18 protein-coding genes are annotated in these 20,548 nt (G+C 55.6%); 11 read left to right on the top strand and 7 right to left on the bottom strand.

Translation table 11 applies throughout. From position 1 onward, the window contains the following. Positions 1–106 precede the first annotated feature (106 nt). Both V6575_RS10735 and V6575_RS10730 read left to right on the top strand, forming a co-directional pair. Positions 107–1,579, top strand: a complete 1,473-nt coding sequence (locus V6575_RS10735; RefSeq protein WP_340274309.1) for an aminotransferase class V-fold PLP-dependent enzyme — start codon at positions 107–109, stop codon at positions 1,577–1,579. After that, on the top strand, positions 1,579–2,364 hold the full coding sequence (locus tag V6575_RS10730; RefSeq protein ID WP_340274308.1) for a class II glutamine amidotransferase: 786 nt from the start codon (positions 1,579–1,581) through the stop codon (positions 2,362–2,364). Before V6575_RS10735 ends, V6575_RS10730 begins: the two co-directional genes overlap by 1 nt. On the opposite strand, the gene V6575_RS10725 is transcribed toward V6575_RS10730, so the two are convergent. Continuing rightward, complete coding sequence (locus V6575_RS10725) at positions 2,301–3,305, bottom strand: helix-turn-helix domain-containing protein (protein ID WP_340274307.1); 1,005 nt, start codon at positions 3,303–3,305, stop codon at positions 2,301–2,303. The genes V6575_RS10730 and V6575_RS10725 overlap by 64 nt on opposite strands. Before the next feature lie 241 nt (positions 3,306–3,546). On the opposite strand from V6575_RS10725, the gene V6575_RS10720 reads away from it, so the two are divergent. The 7 genes from V6575_RS10720 to V6575_RS10690 all read left to right on the top strand — a co-directional run bounded on the left by V6575_RS10720 (position 3,547) and on the right by V6575_RS10690 (position 12,409). Beyond that, on the top strand, positions 3,547–4,428 hold the full coding sequence (locus V6575_RS10720; protein ID WP_340274306.1) for a carbohydrate ABC transporter permease: 882 nt from the start codon (positions 3,547–3,549) through the stop codon (positions 4,426–4,428). 3 nt (positions 4,429–4,431) lie between these two features. Further along, positions 4,432–5,376: a carbohydrate ABC transporter permease gene (locus tag V6575_RS10715; RefSeq protein WP_422785557.1), complete on the top strand. Its 945-nt coding sequence runs from the start codon at positions 4,432–4,434 to the stop codon at positions 5,374–5,376. Positions 5,377–5,378: 2 nt separating this feature from the next. Continuing rightward, positions 5,379–6,509, top strand: a complete 1,131-nt coding sequence (locus V6575_RS10710) for an ABC transporter ATP-binding protein (protein ID WP_340274305.1) — start codon at positions 5,379–5,381, stop codon at positions 6,507–6,509. 35 nt (positions 6,510–6,544) lie between these two features. Next, complete coding sequence (locus V6575_RS10705; RefSeq protein ID WP_340274303.1) at positions 6,545–7,810, top strand: ABC transporter substrate-binding protein; 1,266 nt, start codon at positions 6,545–6,547, stop codon at positions 7,808–7,810. Positions 7,811–7,880: 70 nt separating this feature from the next. Next, on the top strand, positions 7,881–9,407 hold the full coding sequence (gene pglA / locus V6575_RS10700; RefSeq protein ID WP_340274302.1) for a polygalacturonase PglA: 1,527 nt from the start codon (positions 7,881–7,883) through the stop codon (positions 9,405–9,407). Continuing rightward, positions 9,404–10,519: a glycoside hydrolase family 88/105 protein gene (locus tag V6575_RS10695; protein WP_340274301.1), complete on the top strand. Its 1,116-nt coding sequence runs from the start codon at positions 9,404–9,406 to the stop codon at positions 10,517–10,519. The genes pglA and V6575_RS10695 overlap by 4 nt, the downstream gene beginning before the upstream one ends. 312 nt (positions 10,520–10,831) lie before the next feature. Then, positions 10,832–12,409: a methyl-accepting chemotaxis protein gene (locus tag V6575_RS10690; RefSeq protein ID WP_340274300.1), complete on the top strand. Its 1,578-nt coding sequence runs from the start codon at positions 10,832–10,834 to the stop codon at positions 12,407–12,409. A 131-nt stretch (positions 12,410–12,540) separates the two neighbouring features. Here the strand turns inward: V6575_RS10690 and V6575_RS10685 are convergent, their stop codons facing one another. Beyond that, positions 12,541–13,824 carry an O-acetylhomoserine aminocarboxypropyltransferase gene (locus V6575_RS10685; protein WP_340274299.1) on the bottom strand — a complete coding sequence of 428 codons (1,284 nt, stop codon included), beginning with the start codon at positions 13,822–13,824 and terminating at the stop codon, positions 12,541–12,543. Positions 13,825–14,583: 759 nt separating this feature from the next. Here V6575_RS10685 and V6575_RS10680 point away from each other — a divergent pair. Then, complete coding sequence (locus tag V6575_RS10680) at positions 14,584–14,871, top strand: GIY-YIG nuclease family protein (protein ID WP_340274298.1); 288 nt, start codon at positions 14,584–14,586, stop codon at positions 14,869–14,871. 617 nt (positions 14,872–15,488) lie between these two features. On the opposite strand, the gene V6575_RS10675 is transcribed toward V6575_RS10680, so the two are convergent. The 4 genes from V6575_RS10675 to V6575_RS10660 form a co-directional block, all read right to left on the bottom strand. Next, positions 15,489–16,019 (bottom strand): GrpB family protein, encoded by a 531-nt coding sequence (locus tag V6575_RS10675; RefSeq protein ID WP_340274297.1) that lies wholly within the window; start codon positions 16,017–16,019, stop codon positions 15,489–15,491. A 36-nt stretch (positions 16,020–16,055) separates the two neighbouring features. Beyond that, complete coding sequence (locus V6575_RS10670; RefSeq protein WP_340274296.1) at positions 16,056–16,586, bottom strand: CoA-binding protein; 531 nt, start codon at positions 16,584–16,586, stop codon at positions 16,056–16,058. Between the two features lie 118 nt (positions 16,587–16,704). Continuing rightward, positions 16,705–17,418 (bottom strand): DNA helicase, encoded by a 714-nt coding sequence (locus V6575_RS10665; RefSeq protein ID WP_340274295.1) that lies wholly within the window; start codon positions 17,416–17,418, stop codon positions 16,705–16,707. A gap of 197 nt (positions 17,419–17,615) precedes the next feature. Next, entirely contained in the window at positions 17,616–18,449 is an 834-nt protein-coding gene (locus V6575_RS10660) for an enoyl-CoA hydratase (RefSeq protein ID WP_340274294.1), read from the bottom strand. 310 nt (positions 18,450–18,759) lie between these two features. On the opposite strand from V6575_RS10660, the gene V6575_RS10655 reads away from it, so the two are divergent. Next, a complete protein-coding gene (locus tag V6575_RS10655; RefSeq protein WP_340274293.1) occupies positions 18,760–19,197 on the top strand; it encodes a PaaI family thioesterase in 438 nt (145 codons plus the stop codon). Between the two features lie 61 nt (positions 19,198–19,258). On the opposite strand, the gene V6575_RS10650 is transcribed toward V6575_RS10655, so the two are convergent. Beyond that, the gene (locus V6575_RS10650; RefSeq protein ID WP_340274365.1) at positions 19,259–20,413 is read right to left on the bottom strand and encodes a GGDEF domain-containing protein; all 1,155 of its coding nucleotides are present in this window, start codon (positions 20,411–20,413) and stop codon (positions 19,259–19,261) included. Between the last annotated feature and the right edge of the window lie 135 nt (positions 20,414–20,548).

The following is a 20,548-nucleotide window of genomic DNA, read 5'->3' as shown; positions in this document are numbered from 1 at the left end:
GTTCATATGACACAAAATGGCCTCTGATGCGATTGAAATAGGTGAGGAAGCCACAGGCGTGATTACTCTAATATTGCCTCAACACATGGCGATTTGGGGTGACGTAATGCCGGTTGAGACAAATTCATCAGCTTTGGACGGTTTTCGATTGCTGCTTCAAGGCGCTGATCTTCTGGAGAAACTGCAGGGCGGCTTGATCGGCGACAAGGCCATGATCGATGGGCCGTTTGGGCCGAAACCCTTGATCTACGCCGATTATGTCGCCTCTGGTCGTGCTTTGCGGCAGGTGGAGGAATTCGTTCTGAATGACATTCTGCCTTATTATGCCAACAGCCACACGGAAGCGTCCTGGTGCGGGTCTTTTATGACGCGTATGCGGGCAGCTGCTCGCAGTGAGATCGCTCGGATTTGCGGTGCCAATGATGATTTTGCGACCGTGTTCGCGGGATCAGGCGCAACGGCCGGCTTGAACCGCCTTGTCCATTTGCTCGGTGCATCTGCACCCTTTCAATCTTCTGACGACAGACCGCTCGTTCTGATTGGGGCGTATGAGCATCACTCCAACATCTTGCCGTGGCGCGAAAGCGGTGCGGAAGTGATCGAGATTGGCGAGGCGGAGACCGGCGGGCCGGATCTGGTAGAACTGGAACTTGTGCTGGGTGAGAAAGCATCCGGACGTCTGACAGTTGGGGCGTTTTCCATGATGTCCAACGTGACGGGTATCGTCACGGATACCGATGCGGTCACCCGGATCCTGAAGCGCCATGGCGCGCTCAGCGTCTGGGATTGCGCGGGCAGCGGACCTTATTTGCCGATTGACATGAAGGCCGGCACGGACGCCGAAAAAGACGCGGTTGTCGTCTCGCCGCACAAGTTTATCGGCGGGCCGGGCGCGTCCGGCGTGATGATTGTCCGCAAGGCAGCTGTGACCCGGTCTGGTCCGGTGTTTCCAGGTGGTGGTACCGTGAGGTTCGTCTCACCCTGGGGTCATGACTACAGTAGCGATCTTGCATCGCGGGAAGAGGCTGGAACCCCGAATGTGGTCGGTGATATCCGGGCCGCTCTCTGCTTCATGGTCAAGGAGGCTCTTGGGCAAGAGTTTCTGGATCGCCGCCATCTGGAGCTGCGTCAGCGGGCCCTGTCTGCCTGGGCTGACAATCCGAATATTGAGGTTCTGGGCAATCAGGCAGCAGACTATGTAGTGCCGATGTTTTCATTCCGAGTGCGCGATGGGCTGAAAGGCGGCTATCTGCACCAGCAGTTGGTCACGCGTATGCTGTCCGATCTTTACGGCATTCAGGCGCGCGGCGGATGTGCCTGCGCGGGGCCTTATGCGCATCGCCTCCTGGGCTATGACCGTCAGGTTTCAGATGCGCTGCGGTCTAGCATTCTGGCTGGAGAAGAGCTTGAAAAGCCTGGCTGGACGCGTTTGAACCTGTCCGCTCTTTTGAGCGATGACAAGGCTGACACGGTCATTGCGGCTGTCGATCTGCTTGCCCGCATGCCCTATCCCATGTGCGAGGCCTATGACTGCGATGAGACGACTGCCCGCTTCAATGCCCGAGCAGAGGTCGCTTGATGTGCCGTTGGGCAGCCTGGAGCGGAGCTCCGAAATACATTGAAGAGTTGATCCGCGATCCGCAGCATTCGCTTATTCATCAAAGCCGCAACGCATTTTCCTGCAAGACACCGGTCAATGCAGATGGTTTCGGCCTTGCCTGGTATGATAGCCGCGAGGAACCTTGCGTCTACAAGGATGTGCGGCCAGCCTGGGCGGATGCGAATTTACAGCAGCTTGCCCATCATGTGCGCTCGCCCCTGTTTCTGGCGCATATTCGCGCATCGACCGGCACAGCGACCAATCAGGACAATTGTCATCCGTTTACGTTTGGCCGCTGGTGTTTCATGCACAATGGCCAGGTTGGCGGCTATTCCGCCATTCGCAAGCAATTGGACGGGATGATCCCGGACCGGCTTTACGGCCACCGAACCGGCGGCACAGACAGCGAGGCGTTGTTCCTGATTGCTGTTGGACATGGGCTTGAACATGACCCTGTGGGGGCCATGGCGCGGGCTGTTCAAGAGGTCGAGGAGGTCTCGTTGGCAAACGGGAAGGGGCCGCATATGCGTTTTGCGGCCAGTTGGTCGGATGGGTGTCATCTTTTTGCCGGCCGCTACGCTTCTGACGACAGAGCCCCGAGCCTTTATTACCGCAGCTTCTCAGACGGCACATCTGTTGTGTCTGAGCCGTTGGATGACGCCTTGGACAGTTGGGTGGAAGTGAGGGCGTCGAGTGTGATTCAGATTACTGATGGCTCTGTCGAAGAATGCCCCTTTTTGCCGAAGCTCTCATCTGCTGCCTGATCGGGCGATGAACCCTGATTGGCTTTCGCTGCGGCGGGCAAAATCGGATATTGCACCAGACCGTCTTCTTCGCCTCTCGGAAAGGCGCCGTCCCGGCTTAGTCTGACGGATTCCACATAACCACGCGGACTGGTGCCTATGTGTCGTTTGAACATGCGCGAGAAATAATAAACGTCCTGATAGCCGACCTCTGTTGCGGATTCGCTGACAGTTCTGCCTGATTCCAGAAACGACATCGCCCGCTCCATGCGCTTGAATTCCTGAAATTTGCGCGGTGTCCAGCCGATGCGCTTGCGGAATTCACGCTGAAAGTAGTCTGGATTATAGGGGGCGGCTTCCACAACAGTGTCTGCAACATGCGCGTTGAGGGGATCCGCGCTGATCTGGGTGGCGGCCAACATGATGGACAAGGCCAGGGCGTCGCTTGTGCCCAGCAGGCCCTCATCATGCCGACGCCAGGCGACAAAGGCATCGTCGATGTAGGAAATCAGCAAAAACATGAAGAGGTGATGCTGGGTCAGTGTCGTTGAAGTTGCTGGTGAGGAATTGCGATAGTAGCTGACAAGCGGCTCCAGAACCGGCCAGCGTGAGAGATGGACCTTTTCGTTCAGATCCATTTGGGCCATCAGATCATGCTGATTGAAGATCGTCAGGCTGAAGTGCTGGGCGATGCCTGTGTAAGGGCTTGGTGAGGGATTCCAGCCGCGAAACCTGACGCCGCTTGGGATGAACATGGCGTCTCCCGGCAGCAGGGATACATCCTTGTCGCCGATGAGATAGCGGCCTTCACCCTCCAGGCAGATGACCAGATCGTCCACCTTGTTGGTTTTGTCGATGTGCCAGCTGGATGAATGCTGCATTCGAATGGTTGAGCGTGTCAGGGACAAATTCAGCGCTTGCGGCGGAATTCCGGCCAGAATGCTACCTTCGATTTCGTCCATCTTTTTTTCCGAAATTGTCAATTTCATGAAGGCTAGATCAAGGCCATAAACAAGGCAAGCTAAGTGCGAGCACTAAAGTATTCCGCAGGGAAGCTTATGTGAACGCTGGGAGGAGGCGACGATACGATCTGTTCTGGGTGTATGTCCGGAGTGGGGAGATATTGTTGCACACGTGGATAAATGTACGAAATCGAAAACTATTTCTCAGGTGACCTGAGCTCCCTTTTAAGGGGATGTGTCTATGGGTAACGGTCGCTTTCTCGGGCTTGGTTATCTGTCGCCCTATATCTTGGGCTTGCTGGCCTTTACTGCGGTGCCGTTTCTGGCGTCGTTGTACCTGAGCTTTACGGATTACAATCTGATGAGCGCGCCCAAGTGGTCCGGCTTGGAGAATTATATCGACCTGTTCACCCGCGATCGGACCTTCCGCAAGTCGCTGTGGATCACGTTGATCTACGTCTTCACCACGGTTCCGTTGAAGCTGGCGTTTGCGTTGTTCATTGCCTACATCCTCAACTATCGGTTGGCCTGCATCAATGTGTTTCGCACGGCCTTTTATGTGCCGTCGATCCTGGGTGGATCCATCGCGATTGCCGTGCTGTGGCGCTATATTTTTGCAGACACCGGCTTGGTCAACATGGCGCTGACCGGGCTTGGATTTGATGCGGTCAACTGGTTCGGCGATCCGACGAATGCGCTGTTCACCATCACATTGCTGAGGATGTGGCAGTTCGGCTCCGCCATGGTGATCTTTCTGGCTGCGCTGCAGTCGATTGACAAAACCCTCTATGAGGCTGCTGCCATTGATGGGGCTGGCAAGGTCACCACGTTCATCTTCATCACCATTCCGCTGATCACGCCGGTGATCTTCTTCAATCTGATCATGCAGATGGTGCAGGCGTTTCAGGAGTTCAACGGTCCCTACATCATCACCGAGGGCGGGCCGCTTAAATCGACCTATCTGCTCTCTCTCTACATCTATGAAGAAGCATTTCAGAACTTCAACATGGGCTACGCATCGGCGATTGCCTGGGTGCTCTTCCTTATCATCATGACTCTGACTGTTGTGGCCTTCTGGTCATCCAAGAAGTGGGTCTATTACGCCGGCGACAAGAGGAGCTGATCCATGGACGCACGCACACCAGTATCTGCTGCATCTGCCGCTCACGAGGATATGGTTGAACTCGATAGCGAAAGTCTCATTGCCTCAAGGGCCTATGCTGCTCGCCAGCTGAGATCTGAACGCATTTCTGCAGCCATCAGATATGCGCTGTTGGTGGCCGTTGGCTTCGTCATGCTCTATCCGCTGATCTGGCTGATTGGTGCATCGCTGAAGACGAATTCGGAGATTTTTGCCAATCCGGGTTTCATCCCAGATGAGCCAACCTTTCAGGGCTACATCGACGGCTGGAAGACATCGACGCCTTACACCTTTGGGCATTTCTTCTGGAACACGTTCCTGATCATTCTGCCCAAGACCATCGGGACTGCGATTTCTGCCACGGCGGTGGCCTATGGGTTTGCCCGATTTGAATTCCCGGGCAAGAAGATCCTGTTCGGCACGTTGATTGCCACGTTGCTGTTGCCCAATGTGGTCACGCGCATTCCACAGTATCTGCTGTTTCGCGATATCGGCTGGCTGGATTCTTTCCTGCCGTTGTGGGTGCCTTCTGCCCTGGCAGGTGATGCATTCTTCGTCTTCATGCTGGTGCAGTTTCTGCGGGCCATTCCAAGAGACATGGAAGAGGCGGCGCGTGTGGACGGCGCCAATAGCTTCCAGACGCTGATTTTCATCATCGTGCCGATGCTGGCACCGGCCTTGATCTCGGTTTGTCTGTTCCAGTTCATGTGGACGATGAACGACTTCCTCGGACCACTGATCTACATTTCGTCGGTCGATAAATATCCTGTCAGTCTGGCGTTGAAACTTTCAATCGACACAACGGAAGCCTTTGAGTGGAACCGCATCCTGGCGATGTCGGTCCTGGCGCTCGCACCAGCTCTCATCGTGTTCTTCCTGGCTCAGAAATACTTCATCGAAGGAATTTCAGCCGGTGGGGTAAAGGGATAACCATGGCTCGCTTGCAACTTAGAAACCTTGAAAAGACTTACGGCAACGCCTTCAAGGCTGTCCATGGCATCAATCTGGATGTTGAAGAGGGTGAGTTCATGGTTCTGGTCGGTCCTTCCGGCTGCGCCAAGTCAACCACCTTGCGGATGATCGCAGGTCTGGAGACCGTCAGCGGCGGCGAAGTGCGCATCGGCGATGAAGTCGTCAATGCCTTGCCTCCGGGCAAGCGTGGCATTGCCATGGTGTTTCAAAATTATGCGCTGTATCCGCATATGAAGGTGCGGTCGAACCTGTCGTTCGGTCTACGCATCCAGGGCCTGCCCAAGGCCGAGATTGCAGCTGCGACGGATGAAGTCGCACGGATCCTGGAAATCGAGCCTTTGCTGGACCGGTTGCCAAAGCAGTTGTCGGGCGGTCAGGCTCAACGGGTTGCCCTTGGCCGTGCGCTGATCAAGAAGCCGGAAGTGTTCCTGTTTGATGAGCCTCTGTCCAATCTGGACGCCAAGCTTCGTGCTTCCATGCGGGTTCGTATCATCGATCTGCACCGTCGTTTGAAGCAGGAAGGCAAGCCTGCGACCGTTGTCTATGTCACCCACGATCAGACCGAAGCCATGACGATGGGAGATCGGATTTGCGTCATGAAAGAGGGGCGCATCATGCAGGTTGCTGATCCCAAGACGCTCTACAACCGTCCGGCCAATCTTTTTGTTGCAGGCTTTATCGGTTCACCGGAAATGAACCTGATGGCTGGACGGGTTGAGGGGCCATCCGACCCTGTGTTCAGCCTCGGTGGGCAGAGTGTGCGGCTCGGGCGGGAAGTGGGGTCTCGCCTGGACTTGAGTTCAGCGGCCAATGCAACAGTGGGCGTGCGGCCACAGCATTTTGAACTTGTTGGATCTGAGGCAGAGAGCGGCCTGAATGGCCGGGTGACCCACGTCGAGTTCATGGGGCACGAAGTCTATCTTCACATCGATCTGGGCGATGCCCGGGTGATCGCCGTCGTTGGCACCGAAGCCTTTGAGGCGATGGATCTGTCTGGAGAACAGGTTCGTCTTCGCCCCAATGCAACATCGGTTCATGTCTTCGATACCGCCAGTGGCGAAAACGTCTCGCTGTCCAAACAGGCAGCCTGAAGGAACCCTTCGGTTCGAAATGGGAGGAACTGGAAATGACAGGTAAGTATATTCTGAGTGCGGCCGCGACCGCTTTTCTTCTGACAACCACTGCCGCCAGTGCTGTGGAACTGAGAATGTCCTGGTGGGGAGGCGACAGCCGTCATGCGGCAACCCAGGAAGCTCTCAAGATCTGTGGTGAAAAGCACGGCCATACGATCAAACCCGAATTCACAGGCTGGAAAGGCCATCTGGCCAAAGTGACCACGCAGATCGCAGGCGGCACAGAAGCTGATATCATGCAGATCAACTGGCCATGGCTGCCGTTGTTTTCGGCAAGCGGGGACGGGTTTGCTGACTTGAATCAGCTCTCCGGTACACTTCAACTGGACAATTGGACTGATGCGCAGTTGGCATCGACATCCATTGGCGGCAAGTTGAATGGCTTGCCTTTGTCGACAACCGGTCGGACATTCTTCTTCAATAAGGCCACTTTCGACAAGGCGGGGCTTGCGGTTCCGTCAAACTGGGCAGAGCTCTTTGCAGCCGGTCCGGCGCTGAAGGCAAAGCTTGGCGACGGCTATTATCCCATGAATGCCATCAAGGAGACTGCAGCACTGCTCGTCTCGCTTTACGTGACCCAGCAGACCGGCAAGGATTTGGTTGATCCTGAAACGGGCCAGGTTGCCTGGACGGCTGACGAACTGGCCGCAGGTATCGACTTTTACGGCAAGATGGTCGCTGAAGGCGTTGTGATGTCCCAGAAGGATGTTGCTGCTGCCGGAAATGTGCGCCTTTATGAAAATCCAAAGTGGGCGGACGGGGAAATTGCTGGATCCTACGAATGGGATTCGACCTTCTTCAAATACTCAGATCCTCTTGGAGAGGGCCAGGAACTGGTGCCTGTGAAACTCCTGATGACAGATGGTGCGGTTACGGAAGGTATCTACCGTAAGCCGTCGATGATGTTCTCGATTTCCAAGCACTCGGCAAATCCGGAAGCTGCAGCGCAGATCCTGAACTGTCTTCTCAATGAGGAAGAAGGCATTGCAGCGCTTGGCACAACGCGCGGTTTGCCGGCCAGTAGCGCTGCGGCAACCCAGTTGAAGGATGGTGGATCCATTCGCCCTGAGCTTGCCGAGGCCAATGCACTTGTGATGGCTGCGACGGGACCAACGGTTTCGCCCCTGAACGAGCATCCGGAAGTGCGCAGCGCTTTCCTGGATACGCTGGAGGAATACAGCTACGGCCAGATCAATCCACTTGCAGCAGCCAATCAGATCATCGGCGACGTGAACAATACGTTGTCTGAATTCAACTGACCTTATTGAAACCAGCCACCGCCCGGGTCTGGGCGGTGGCTTTCGATCCAGCTTGCCTGACGGTTTTCAAATGACGCTTAACGCTCTTCGCCTTAGCGCGGTTTCGTCGCGCTCTGTTGCTGTGGTTTTTCTCGTCGACGGCGCGAAATTCCATCTGCCTGATCCAGTTGCCTGGCGTTTGCTTCGGGGTGCTGAGACCATCCGGCAGGGTATATCGCATGAGACGGTTCTGGCCTTGCATGACCTGGAACCTTCTACGGGCTATCGGCTTGTCTCGGAGGAAGGTCCTGCCTGTGAGTTTGAGACAGAGCCCTGTGCGGGCCTCGTAACGTTGACTGATTCCGGTGCGGAGCAAACGAATCCAGACAACAGCGCTGCTTTTACAAGGGCCGTTTCGCTCGTGCCCAAGGGGGGGACTTTGAGGGTTCCTGCTGGTCGCTGGCGCACTGGACCTGTGTTCCTGAAATCCAACATGACATTGCTGCTTGACGATGGGGCCGAGCTTTTTGCTATTGGCGAGCGGGATGACTGGCCGCAGTTGGAAGCGCGCAATGAGGATGGTCATGTACTGGGTTCCTGGGAGGGGTTGCCTGAGTGCTGCTATGCCGGTGTGGTCACGGCAATAGGCGCCCGAAATCTTGCGATTATCGGAGCAGGTACAATTGATGGCGGGGGAGATCGCGGGGACTGGTGGTCCTGGCCCAAGGAAACCCGCGGTGGTGCTCGTCGACCCAGGACCCTGCATTTGATCGGTTGTGAGAATACCGTTCTGCTTGGGGTCAATATATGCAATTCGCCCTCTTGGACCGTTCATCCTTATGACTGCAAAGGGCTTGTGGCCTCAGCCTTGCGCATTTCCAACCCGGCCGACAGTCCCAACACCGATGGTTTTAATCCGGAGAGCTGTGAAGACGTCCGCATGGAAGGCATCCGGTTCTCCGTTGGTGATGACTGTATTGCGATCAAGGCTGGCAAGCGGGGGGATGACGATAACAGCCATCTGGTGCTCACCCGCGATGTTGTTATTCGCTATTGCCGCATGGAGCGAGGGCATGGCGGTGTGGTGCTTGGATCCGAGATGAGCGGTGGCATTCACGATATCACAATTGAAGATTGCGAGATGTCGGAGACAGATCGCGGTCTGCGTATCAAGACACGTCGTGGTCGAGGCGGGGCGGTGTCTGGCGTCACATTCCGGCGGATCGATATGGACCGGGTTCAGACAGCGCTGACAGCCAATGCGTTTTATTTTTGCGATGCTGATGGTCATGACGCATGGGTGCAGGATCGGTCCGCAGCACCTGTGGATGACACCACGCCTCATATTTTCGATATTCGCGTTCAAGATGTCACCATTCGCCGACTTGCGATCGCCGTTGGGGCTTTTCTCGGTCTTCCGGAAGCTCCGATCACCGGTATTTACCTGAAAAACATATCCGTTTCTTTCGACCCGTCGGCAGAGCCTGCTGTTCCCCTGATGGCCGATTATGTTCGCCCAATGCGTCATATGACGCTGGTTGCTGAACATGCTGAGGTGATCAGTGAGGGACCAGGCGGCGAACCCGGCATGAGCGTTCATGAAGGAGTGTCGCTATGACGCCGCTTGAGTATTTCGATGCCTTTGCCAAAGCCTACAAGCCTTATAAGCGTGGCAGCTGGTGTTATGAGGATGGCCTGATTTATCGCGGACTTGCGATGCTGCATGAGGCAACCGGAGAGCAGAGATTTCTCGATCATCTGCTCCGCTTGTCTGATCGCCAGATAAGCCCGGGTGGTAGCTTGTCCGGATACCGTATTGATGAATTCAACATTGACAACATTATGGCTGGACGCTGCCTGTTCTATCTTGATCAGATGACCGGCAATGAGAAGTACATGAAAGTGGCTGCGCTGCTGGCTGATCAGTTGGCAAGGCACCCCCGGACGGAGGCTGGCAACTATTGGCACAAGCAAATCTACCCGCATCAGGTCTGGCTCGACGGACTTTATATGGGGCTGCCGTTCCAAATTGAATATGGACAGGTGACAGACAGGCCGGAGCTTGTGAGTGATGCGCTGGAGCAGTTGTTCCGGGCGATGGATCTGACGGCTACGGCCAGCGGGCTTTATGTGCATGGGTATGATGAATCCCGCCAACAGAGCTGGGCCGACCCGGAGACCGGTCAGTCTCCTGCCTGCTGGGCGCGGGCGCTTGGCTGGTTGGCCATGGCGCTGAGCGATATCTCTGCGCTTGTTGGGCCAGAACAAACTGAGCAGAGCGGATTGGGAGAGCGGACCCGGTCGCTGTTCGACAGGTTGATGGCTCTTCAATGTCAGGAGGGGCGCTGGCTCCAGGTGATCGACATGCCAGATCTTTCTGGAAACTTTCCGGAAAGTTCAGCGTCTGCGATGATTACCTATGCGGCCTTGCGCGCTGGACGGACCGGACTTTGGCCGAAGGGAAAGGCACATGGATACCAGGCGCTTCAGGCGCTTTATGACGAGGGCTTGCTAACAGGTGCTGACGGCGTGACCCGGTTCGAGCAGATGTGTCATGTGGCGGGTCTTGGAGGTTTCTCAGGCGTCTATCGGGACGGGACACCTGAATATTATTTGACCGAAGACATTGTGGCAGACGATTCCAAAGGCGTTGGGCCACTGATGATGGCGCATGCGGAAAGTTTGCGGATCAAGGCAGCAGAGGCTGCCGGGATCAAGGCGGCTGAATAGTCATTTAGCAGTGAGTTTTTGTCTGACGCAGAGGCGTTCGCCCAACAGCCATGAGTGCCAGAGCAATATTCATTTTCAGTGAGAACATATAGGCTCCGGTGCTTTTCCCCCGTGGATTTTCCGTTGAGGAAAATTACACGTATTCTCTTAACGTTATGGGAGGCATTGGCATGCGAGGGGGGAGAAAGTGTACGGTTAAATCATAGGTCCTTCATGTCAATTAGAAATAAAATACTAACGCTCGTCGCGTTGGCTCTTACGTCACTTCTCTTGGTTGTGTTTGTTCAGGCTTACTCTCTTTACGGAACCATGATGGCTGATCGCCGGGAAATGGTTCGTTCCCAGGTTGAAACAGCGAGAAGTCTTGTTGAAAATCTAGTCAGAGAAGGCGCCGCCGAAAACAGGCCTTTGGAAGAGACACAGGAGCTTGCGAAAAGGTTGTTGAGCTCGTTGAGGTTTAATGGCTCTGACTATTTTCTTGTCATTGACCTGAACCCGAAGAACAAAGGCCTTACAATCGCTCATCCGAATGACAAGCTGGTTGGGAAAAACCTTTGGACTGCCAAGGATGGAAACGGTGTCGAATTTGTCGTTAACCAGATAGCGGCTGCACGGAATGGCGGCGGATTTACAGAATTTGAATTTCCAAGACTTGGCGAAACAGTTCCTGCGCCCAAGGTTTCTTATTCATTGGCGTATGAACCATGGCAGTGGGCAATAATTTCTGCTCTTTATGTTGATGATGTTTTCACCGCTTTTTATGATGAACTCTGGAAAATGGCTCTTTGGATCCTGCCTCTCGTCTCGCTCATCGCAGGAGCTTCTCTCCTTCTTTCAAACAGCATCACGAAACCAATCGCAGGCATTACTGTTGCGATGCGGAAGCTGGCTGAAGGGGCGATGGACACAACAATCCCGGGTGCTGGAAGCTGTGATGAAATTGGCCAAATGGCAGAAGCCACAGAGATCTTTCGTGACAGCATGATCCGGGCCGGAGAACTGGCGCATGCTCAGGAGGAAGAGCAGAAGGTCAGACAAGAACGTGCCAATCGAATTGAAATGATGACCAAGAAATTCGATGAAAGTGCGGCGTCATTGCTACAGACGGTGACAGCATCAGCTGCTGAAATGGAGCGCAGCGCCGCTGGCATGGCAGACAATGCGGATGACACCAATTCGCGTTCCACAAATGTTGCCACCGCCGCTGAACAGGCTGCAGCCAATGTGCAAACGGTCGCGTCGGCCACTGAAGAGCTGTCTGCATCTATCTCCGAGATTGGATCTCAGGTCTCCAAGTCTTCCTCGATTGCATCTCAGGCTGTGTCTGAAGCTGTTCGCACGGATCGCCAGATCCAGGGCCTTGCCAATGCGGCAGAGAAAATCGGTCAGGTCGTCAGCATGATTGCTGCCATTGCCGAGCAGACCAATCTTCTGGCGCTCAATGCAACGATTGAAGCGGCCCGCGCCGGGGAAGCTGGCAAGGGGTTTGCCGTTGTTGCTTCCGAGGTCAAGGAACTTGCCTCGCAGACGTCCAAGGCGACCGAGGAAATAACCGCTCAGATCTCGTCTATTCAGTCTGAAACGCAGACGGCTGTGGTTGCTGTTCAGTCCATCGGCAAGACCGTTGAGGAAATGAATTCCATCGCCGGCGCAATTGCTGCCGCTGTCGAGGAGCAGGGGGCTGCAACAAACGAGATCGCACGCAATGTTGAGCAGGCTTCTCGTGGCACTCAGGATGTCACCGACAACATTTTGGGTGTGTCAAATTCGGCAAGCGAGACAAAGACAGCAGCTTCTGATGTCGCGACCTCAGCTGGAGCGGTGAGCCGCGACGCTGCAGCGCTTCAAACTGAGGTCGAAGCTTTCCTGTCGGGTGTTCGCGCCGCCTAGGGGCCGAACCCTGGATGGGGATCTTTTGATCCACCATTTGGTCTGAGTTAAGCTTCTGGACCTCATGCACATTAAAAAAAGCCCGCCCCATTGATCTGGAGGCGGGCTTTTTGTTTGGCTGGTGGATCAGATCAGACCGCGTTCAGGGCCTGGTCCAGATCTGCGATGATGTCGTCTGCGTCTTCCAGGCCGATGGAAACCCGCACCGTGTCCGGTCCGGCGCCAGCGGCCACCTTCTGTTCATCGGAGAGCTGGCGGTGGGTGGTGGAGGCCGGGTGGATCACCAGCGAGCGTGTGTCGCCGATGTTGGCCAGATGAGAGAACAGCTCCACATTGGATACCAGTCCAACGCCTGCGTCATAGCCACCTTTCAGGCCGAAGGTGAAGACAGCGCCGCCGCCCTTTGGCATATACTTCTGCTGCATGGCGTTGTGCTTGTCGTCCGGCAGTCCGGCATAGGACACCCAGGACACCTTCGGATGGGCTGACAGATGCTGCGCCACTTTCATGGCGTTGTCGCAATGGCGCTGCATGCGCAGCGGCAGGGTTTCAATGCCGGTCAGGAGCATGAAGGCGTTGAACGGCGAGATCGCCGGTCCAAGATCGCGCAGGCCGAGCACCCGGCAGGCAATGGCGAAAGCGAAGTTGCCGAAGGTCTCATGCAGCACGATGCCCTGATATTCCGGGCGCGGATCGCTGAGCATCGGATAACGATCGCCAGCGGACCAGTCAAACGTGCCGCCATCGACCAGAATCCCGCCCATGGAGTTGCCGTGGCCGCCCATGAATTTGGTCAGGGAATGCAACACGACATCTGCGCCATGTTCAATCGGACGGCACAGGTATGGCGTTGCCATGGTGTTGTCGACCACCAGCGGCACGCCTTTGGCCTTGGCGATGGCCGCGATGCCTTCAATGTCGACAACGATGCCGCCCGGATTGGCCAGGCTCTCGATGAAGATGGCCTTGGTGTCTTCGTCAATGGCGTTTTCAAAGGTCGACAGATCATCCGGATCTGCCCATTTGACCGCCCAGCCGAAGTTCTTGAACGAATGGTTCAGCTGATTGATGGAGCCGCCATACAGCTTGTTGGCCGCAACGATGTTGTCGCCGGGTTGCATCATGGTGTGGAAGCACAGCAGCTGGGCCGAATGGCCGGAGGCTGTCGCCAATGCTGCGGTGCCGCCTTCCAGTGCTGCGACGCGTTCTTCCAGAACGGCGGTCGTCGGGTTGGTGATACGGGTGTAGATGTTGCCGAAGGCCTGAAGACCGAACAGGGAGGCTGCATGGTCAACATCATCGAAGACAAAGGACGAGGTCTGGTAGATCGGCGTGACCCGTGCTCCGGTCGCCGGATCAGGCTGCGCGCCTGCGTGAATCGCCAATGTCGAAAAGCCAGGTATTCCGTCGCTCATGAGAGCCTCCTCCAAAGAAATTTCGCCGCATAGTGGCGGATGCAGAAGAGGCCGTAAAGCAAAGATCTTGCGGCAGTTACCAGCCTGGTCAGTATGAGATACCAAACGACCAGCACAAAACCCGCCGCAGGATCTCTCCCCGGCGTTTCGGCTCACTCTGTCTCTTTCATCCGCTCGTTCGAGAACGGGATGGCAGGCGCTTCACGGTCTTGCCGCGCGCGCTGGGAGTGTGGGATGTGAGAAGATGACAAGGCGCTTCGCACCTGCCCGGATTTCGTTTCCCGGAATGACAGGCTCTTGCGCCTTTCTCTTTTCTGCGCGGCGAAAGTGGGGTGTGGCCTTCGCTCTGCCAGATATGAGACGCGTCCCTCAAAGCTGCGATGCCAGATCCCATCGCCTCGGTCAGGGTTTGCCTGTCACCGATGCCAGCTGCGGTCCGTTACACCGCCAGCTGACACCTCGAAACCCGGTTCCCACCACCGCGAACGGACGGTCCGTACTCGGCCCCGCGTGATGGGAACAGTTCTAGGATAGGGCGGTTTTTGAGAGGGGTGGATAAGTTATTTTGGGGTCGGGTATTCTTTTGGTTTTCAGTGGTTTGCGCCGGTTAAGTCTCACAACATTCAAGGATAAGCCTTGGAGCATGAGCGGCATGGCTCCTCGGGGCGAGCCTGTGTCTGTGAATGGGTCAAAGCCTTGTCACGAACTCCTGTGTCATCCCCGACTTGATCGGGGATCCACTCCACGTCACGATACGCCATGGCGTTCTACGTCTACATTCTGGCCAGCCGCCAGCACGGAACGCTTTACACAGGCGTCACCAAGGATCTGGCGCGACGGGTCCATGAGCATCGCGGCAAAACCAACAAGGGTTTTACCGATCGCTACAATGTGACCCGGCTTGTTTACTACGAAGTCTTTGACACTCCGCACACGGCCATCGCACGTGAAAAGCGCCTGAAGCGCTGGCCCCGCAGCTGGAAAATCCAAGCCATTGAGATACTCAACCCCGACTGGCGGGATCTTTATGGCGACTTGAACCGATAGCCCTGAATTCGCTGACACGTGGATTGGATCCCCGATCAAGTCGGGGATGACCGCCGGGTGTGAATGGCGAGCGCTGTTTTGAGGCTACAGATCGACGTGGTTCTGTTTCGCAAGGTCACGGTTTGGATGCCATGATCGGGTCATGGCATGACGGAGGAGGGAGCGCCGGGCTTATGCACACTGCCGTCCCAGCGCGGGCAGGGGCCCAGTAGACGCAGAAGGTCCATCTGCAGGTGTTGAGCCTGTATCGGTGAAGGAGGCAATCCTTGCCACGAACTCCGGTGTCATCCCCGACTTGATCGGGGATCCACTCCACCAATCAGCACGGGCCAGAGGCGGTCCAGAAAAGGCACAAGCGTGTTACCCAAAAGGCCGATCTCTCCGTTTTGTCGATAGGGGCATTGGATCCCCGATCGAGTCGGGGATGACTGCCGGGTGTGAATAGCGAGCGCCGTTTTGAGGCTGCAGGTCGAGGTGGTTCTGTTTGGCAAGGGCGGGGATTGGATGCCATGATCGGGTCATGGCAGGACGGTGCAGAGGTGTCGCGTAGCGTGACAGAAGGGTGAGGACGAAGGGGACAGCGAGCAGTCTATGTCTTGATCAGCTTCGGTGCCCGATCACATTGGCGAAGCTTGTGACCGGAACCACTCTACAGCGTCTTTTTCTGTTGTCGCGATGAACGGGTCTTTTCCGTCCATGTAGTTTTCCCAGGTTGGGGTGTGTCCATTTGTGAGCGACGCCTTGAGCGCGGAATAGTCTGCGGCCACCCTGGGGTGGGCCCTCAAATAGTCGCGAAATGCCAGATGCCGCTCAATATGCGGCGAGCCGCTGGTAAAGACATGCAGCTGATGTGTGCGTTGGCCCGCCGGGGTGATCTTGCGAAAATAGCGCCTGCCGTCGATGCCATAGGGGCCCATGACTTCATAGCCAAGCGATTCCATGGATTTTGACTGCAGGTCCAGGTCGTCAAGGTCAGACACAATTCCCATCAAGTCGATGATCGGTTTGGCCAGGATGCCCGGGATTGCCGTGCTGCCAATGTGATGCAGCGCGATGTATCGATCCCCAAGCGATGAGGTGATCGCGCGGGCCTCGGCCTCAAATGCGGTTTTCCAGAGAGGGTCGTGCGGTGTTACGAAAGGGGGCATGGGATTTGGTGTGACCTTAAAGGCAAGGGGATTGTCTCAGCCCTTGAGCCCCCGGTGCTGAAAACCGGTTTTGAGGGCGGGGCGTTTGGAGGAGAGGGTGCGGGAGTTGACGCCGGCCCAGCCGATTTCGCCGGACAACCGAGCATATTCGATCTTCGGGCAGCGGTCCATGACCACCTTGATGCCTGCATCTTCGGCCCGTTTGGCAGCCTCATCATTGCGCACGGTGAGCTGCATCCAGATCACCTTTGGCAGCCCGCCGCGTTTGTCAGCGGACGAGATGATATCGTCGACGATTTGAACGGCTGCGTCAGAGTTACGAAAGATATCAACCAGATCCGGCATGGCAGGCAGATCATCAAGACTGGCGTGGGTCATCTGGCCCAGGATTTCCTTGCCTGCATAGCCCGGATTGATCGGCCAGACATCATAGTCCTTTGCCAGCATGTATTTCAGCACGAAGTAGGACGGGCGCACATTGTTGGCGCTGGCGCCGACCATGGCGATGGTCTTCACTTCATCGAGGATGGCCTTGATGTAACTGTCGGAATAGGTGTCGTGGTTCATTTGGAACTCTGAAGCGCTGGCATAGGGAAGGGCAGCTTACCTTCCTCGTTAAGATTGGCAATGGCTGTCGGCCAGATGTCTTGTTAGCCGACAGCCATTGCGGTTCAGACGCTTGATCTTAGGCTGCTTTGGATATTTCGATTTCGCCTTCGTGCAGGAAGCAGGTTTTTGTGAAGAGGGAGAGATCCAGAGGGTTTGGCAGTCTTACATCGGACAGACCGGGCATGGAGCGCCCTTCTGCCTCAAAGATCCTGTCGATCTGGGAAGTCAGCACAATTGTCTGGCCGGATGTCCGGGCGAAGTTCCGTAATGCACTGACCTGTGTATCGAGGTCCGGATTGGAGCGTTTTTGATCGAGCAGCTGCAGATAATCGACCACGGCCAGGGCGTTGCTCGGCGCTGCGCGGACAATGGAGATAATGTGGTCCGCATTGATGTCGTCTGAGGTGTCGATGACAAGCGATGAGGCCACCCGATCCGGATCTGCGCCCAAGGATCGCAGAGTGTGAAGAACGTCGCGGTTGAGCATTTCGAGGGTGAAAAAACAGCCTGTGCGGCCACTTGAGACGGCGTTCAGCACCAGTTGAAGACCGAGCGTCGTTTTGCCGTGGCCGGGTCGTGCACCCAGAAGAACCAGATCGCCGGGCGTCAGCGCGTTGAGAATGTTTTGGGCCGGATCATTGGCGGTCTGTCGGTGGGCAAGGTGGCTCCAGGCGGCATAGCCTTCCTGTCTTGCGATGCGGTCAAGCGCGGCGGCAAGCTGTATGCGCTCCGTTCGGGCGAGCAGCTTGGCTTGTCGTTTCAAACGGAAAATTGGTGCGGATAGTTTCATTTTGGACCCTCATTCCTGAAGAGCGATGGTCGCAACCCCTCCTTATGCGCTGGCTCAGAACATTTGGGTTCCGAAAACAAAATGCCCCGCATGTGTGATGCTTTCCCAGGCGGAGGGAGGAGGCCCGGGCAGGGCCTCCGGAAACTTATCGTTTTGGCAGTTGATTCTCAAGGTTGAAGAACAGCGTTTCGAGCGCCTCAGCAATCCTTCCAGTCCGGCTTGCGCTTTTGCAGGAAGGCGTTGATGCCTTCCTCTGCATCAACGGCCATCATGTTGTCGACCATGGTCTGGGCGGCAAAATCATAGGCTTTGTCGAGGGGCATTTCGAGCTGCTTGTAGAAGGCTTCCTTGCCGATCTTGAGCGTATGGGCCGACTTGGAGGCAATCATTTCGGCGTATTTCTGCACCACCTGATCGAGATAGTCGCGCGGCACGATGCGGTTGATCAGGCCGAAGTCCTTGGCTGTTGAAGCATCGATGCTTTCGCCGGTCAGCAGCATTTCCATGGCTTGTTTCGGCGCAACATTGCGGGACAGGGCCACCATTGGCGTGGAGCAAAATAGGCCGATGTTGACGCCCGGTGTGCAGAAGGTTGCCGTGTCCACAGCCATGGCCAGATCACAGGAGGCCACCAGCTGGCAGCCTGCTGCCGTGGCAACGCCGGTGACCACGGCAATCACCGGCTTGGGCAAGCGGACAATCTGCTGCATCAGGTCTGAACACTGATGCATGATCGCCTCATAGGTCGCCTTGCCGCCATCAGCTTCGGCGCGGGCTGCTGTCAGTTCCTTCAGGTCGTGGCCAGCGCAGAACACCTTGCCTTCTGCGCCCAGAAGAATGACGCGCACATCCGGGTTTTCGGCTGCGACCGTCAACTCGGCGGACAGGGCGCTCATCATCTGCCGGGAAAGCGCATTCATTGCCTTCGGCTGCTGCATCACGATCCGGTAGACGCCTTCATGCAAGAGCGTGCCCAGGATCGGCGTATCGGGTGTGTCTTGAGGTGTTGGTGATGCGGCAGTGTCGGACATTGGGATTCCTCGAATTTACCTGCTGGGGCGTTTCCGGCTGGGGACTTGCCTGCCGTGGAGTTGCCAGCTGGGCTGTGTCTGGTGGTTCGGTTCGCGCCGAACCTTATCTCAGTCCATCAAATACAATGTCCCACCTGCGGTCACCAGCTTAAATGTCGCAATTTAGAGTACCAGCTGGTTCACGCTTTCACATGACTGAGGACACTCCAATGGTATCTGGCAGTTGCATTGATCATGGTTTGACGCAAACGTTAGTGGGATGAAAACTGAATTGCGGAATCAGCTGTAGGGTTCTGCTGGAGGACGCTGAATGACACCCGTGATGACAGCTGATGAGATTTCGACGTTTCTGGATCGGGAGTTCCCTCAGATCCATGCAGGCGGGCGGGCCTATTCAATCGACAGCGTGTCTGACGGGCAGGCCATTGTGCGACTGTCCGCCACTGAGATGCACTTGCGTCCGGGTGGTACCGTTTCCGGGCCGTCTATGATGGCCCTGGCGGATCTTGCGGCCTATGTGGTGATCCTGGCGCATATCGGCCCGGTGGCACTGGCTGTCACCACCAATCTCAACATCAACTTCCTGCGCAAGCCGCAGCCCGGCGATCTTCTATGCACTTGCCGGATTTTGAAACTGGGCAAGCGGCTGGCGGTGGTGGATTGCGCGATTGCCGGTGAGGGGAGCATTAAGGGGGCTGAAGGCTTCGTCGCTCACGCGTCAGCGACCTATTCGGTGCCGCCACGTTAAGCTTGCAGACGATGATCCCGGGTGGGGCTCTGTCTGTGACTGGGCGGCGGCAGGTCGCTGGCTATGCTGACTTCAAAGGCATCTCAGCAGCTGAAACTGCTTCTTGCTCCTGGTTTTGCTCCGGATCTACGGCGTCTGTTTCCAGATCGCTTGAATATTCTGCACTCTGGCCACGTCCTGCGCGTTTGGCAGCGTAAACGGCAAGGTCAGCCTTATGCAGTGCACTGATTTTACTGTCGCTTTTGGTCGAGACATAGGCTCCGATGCTGAGGCCTATCTTGTGGGGCTTGCCTGCGATTTCAAACGGTTCTTTGATTTTTTGTTCGATCCGTTGATAGACCCTGCGCAATCCCTGCATGTTGATGTCCGGGCAGATAATCAAGAATTCGTCGCCGCCATATCGGGCCACTATGTCCCGTTCTTGCCGAATGCAAGTTTGCAGGACTGTGGCTATGTGTTTGAGGACCAAGTCACCGCTATGGTGACCGAATGTGTCGTTGACCCTCTTGAAGTAATCGACGTCAATGAAGAGGATGCCATAACCTTCTCGTGCATTTGGCGGAGGGAAGGCCTTGGCCAAGACCCTCAAGGCTGTTGCACGGTTATAGATGCCCGTCGTCTGGTCATATTTTGCGAGCTCCAGCAACTTCCTGTCGGACCGCATGACCTGCCACGTGCGCAGCGCCAATGCCAGGATCGGGATCAGCAAAATACCCGCAGCACCGATCATTGTCAGATCGCTGATGTCGTAGAAGGCGTTTTCCATTAATTTCTGAACGTGACTGACGTTCATTTTCGCATTCAGCACGCCAATGGTTTCGCCGCTCTCGGAGATCACAGGAATAAAAGCATTGGTGAAAGCATGATGGCCTTGCTCTTGATTTTGAGGTGCCTGGTTTACCGTTTTATGTTCGCCGTCATAAATTTGATCGGAGGGGGCATCTAGCTGTGTTGATCTGCCGTGTTCGCTATGTGTTTCATCGTGAAAGGCCTCGATCAATGGTGCACCCGACTTTAAGACCAACTCGACTTTCTGTTTGGAGTCCGCTTCGTCATCTTCGTAGTAAACCGTGGTTGATTGATAGGTGATGTCACCCTTTGAGTTGTAAAATTTGAACTGAAGGGGCTGTTTTCGAGACATGGGGTCTTCGATACGGATAATGTTAATGAACTGAGGCATGCTGTTTGTAGCCAGAACTTCAGATTCCGGTATCATCAAGAAGAACTCATACAACCATGTCTTTATATGTTCTTCTGAGTAAAATTTAACTCCGCCTTCAACTTGTTTTTGAATTGTTCTGTTTAAAACATTAGCATAAATAACAATAGATAGAATAACTAAAATTGCGAA

The organism is Roseibium algae, from assembly GCF_037783265.1.
Taxonomy (GTDB): domain Bacteria; phylum Pseudomonadota; class Alphaproteobacteria; order Rhizobiales; family Stappiaceae; genus Roseibium; species Roseibium algae.
Note: the sequence above shows the minus strand (reverse complement) of the source record. Positions and strands in the feature narration are given on the sequence as shown.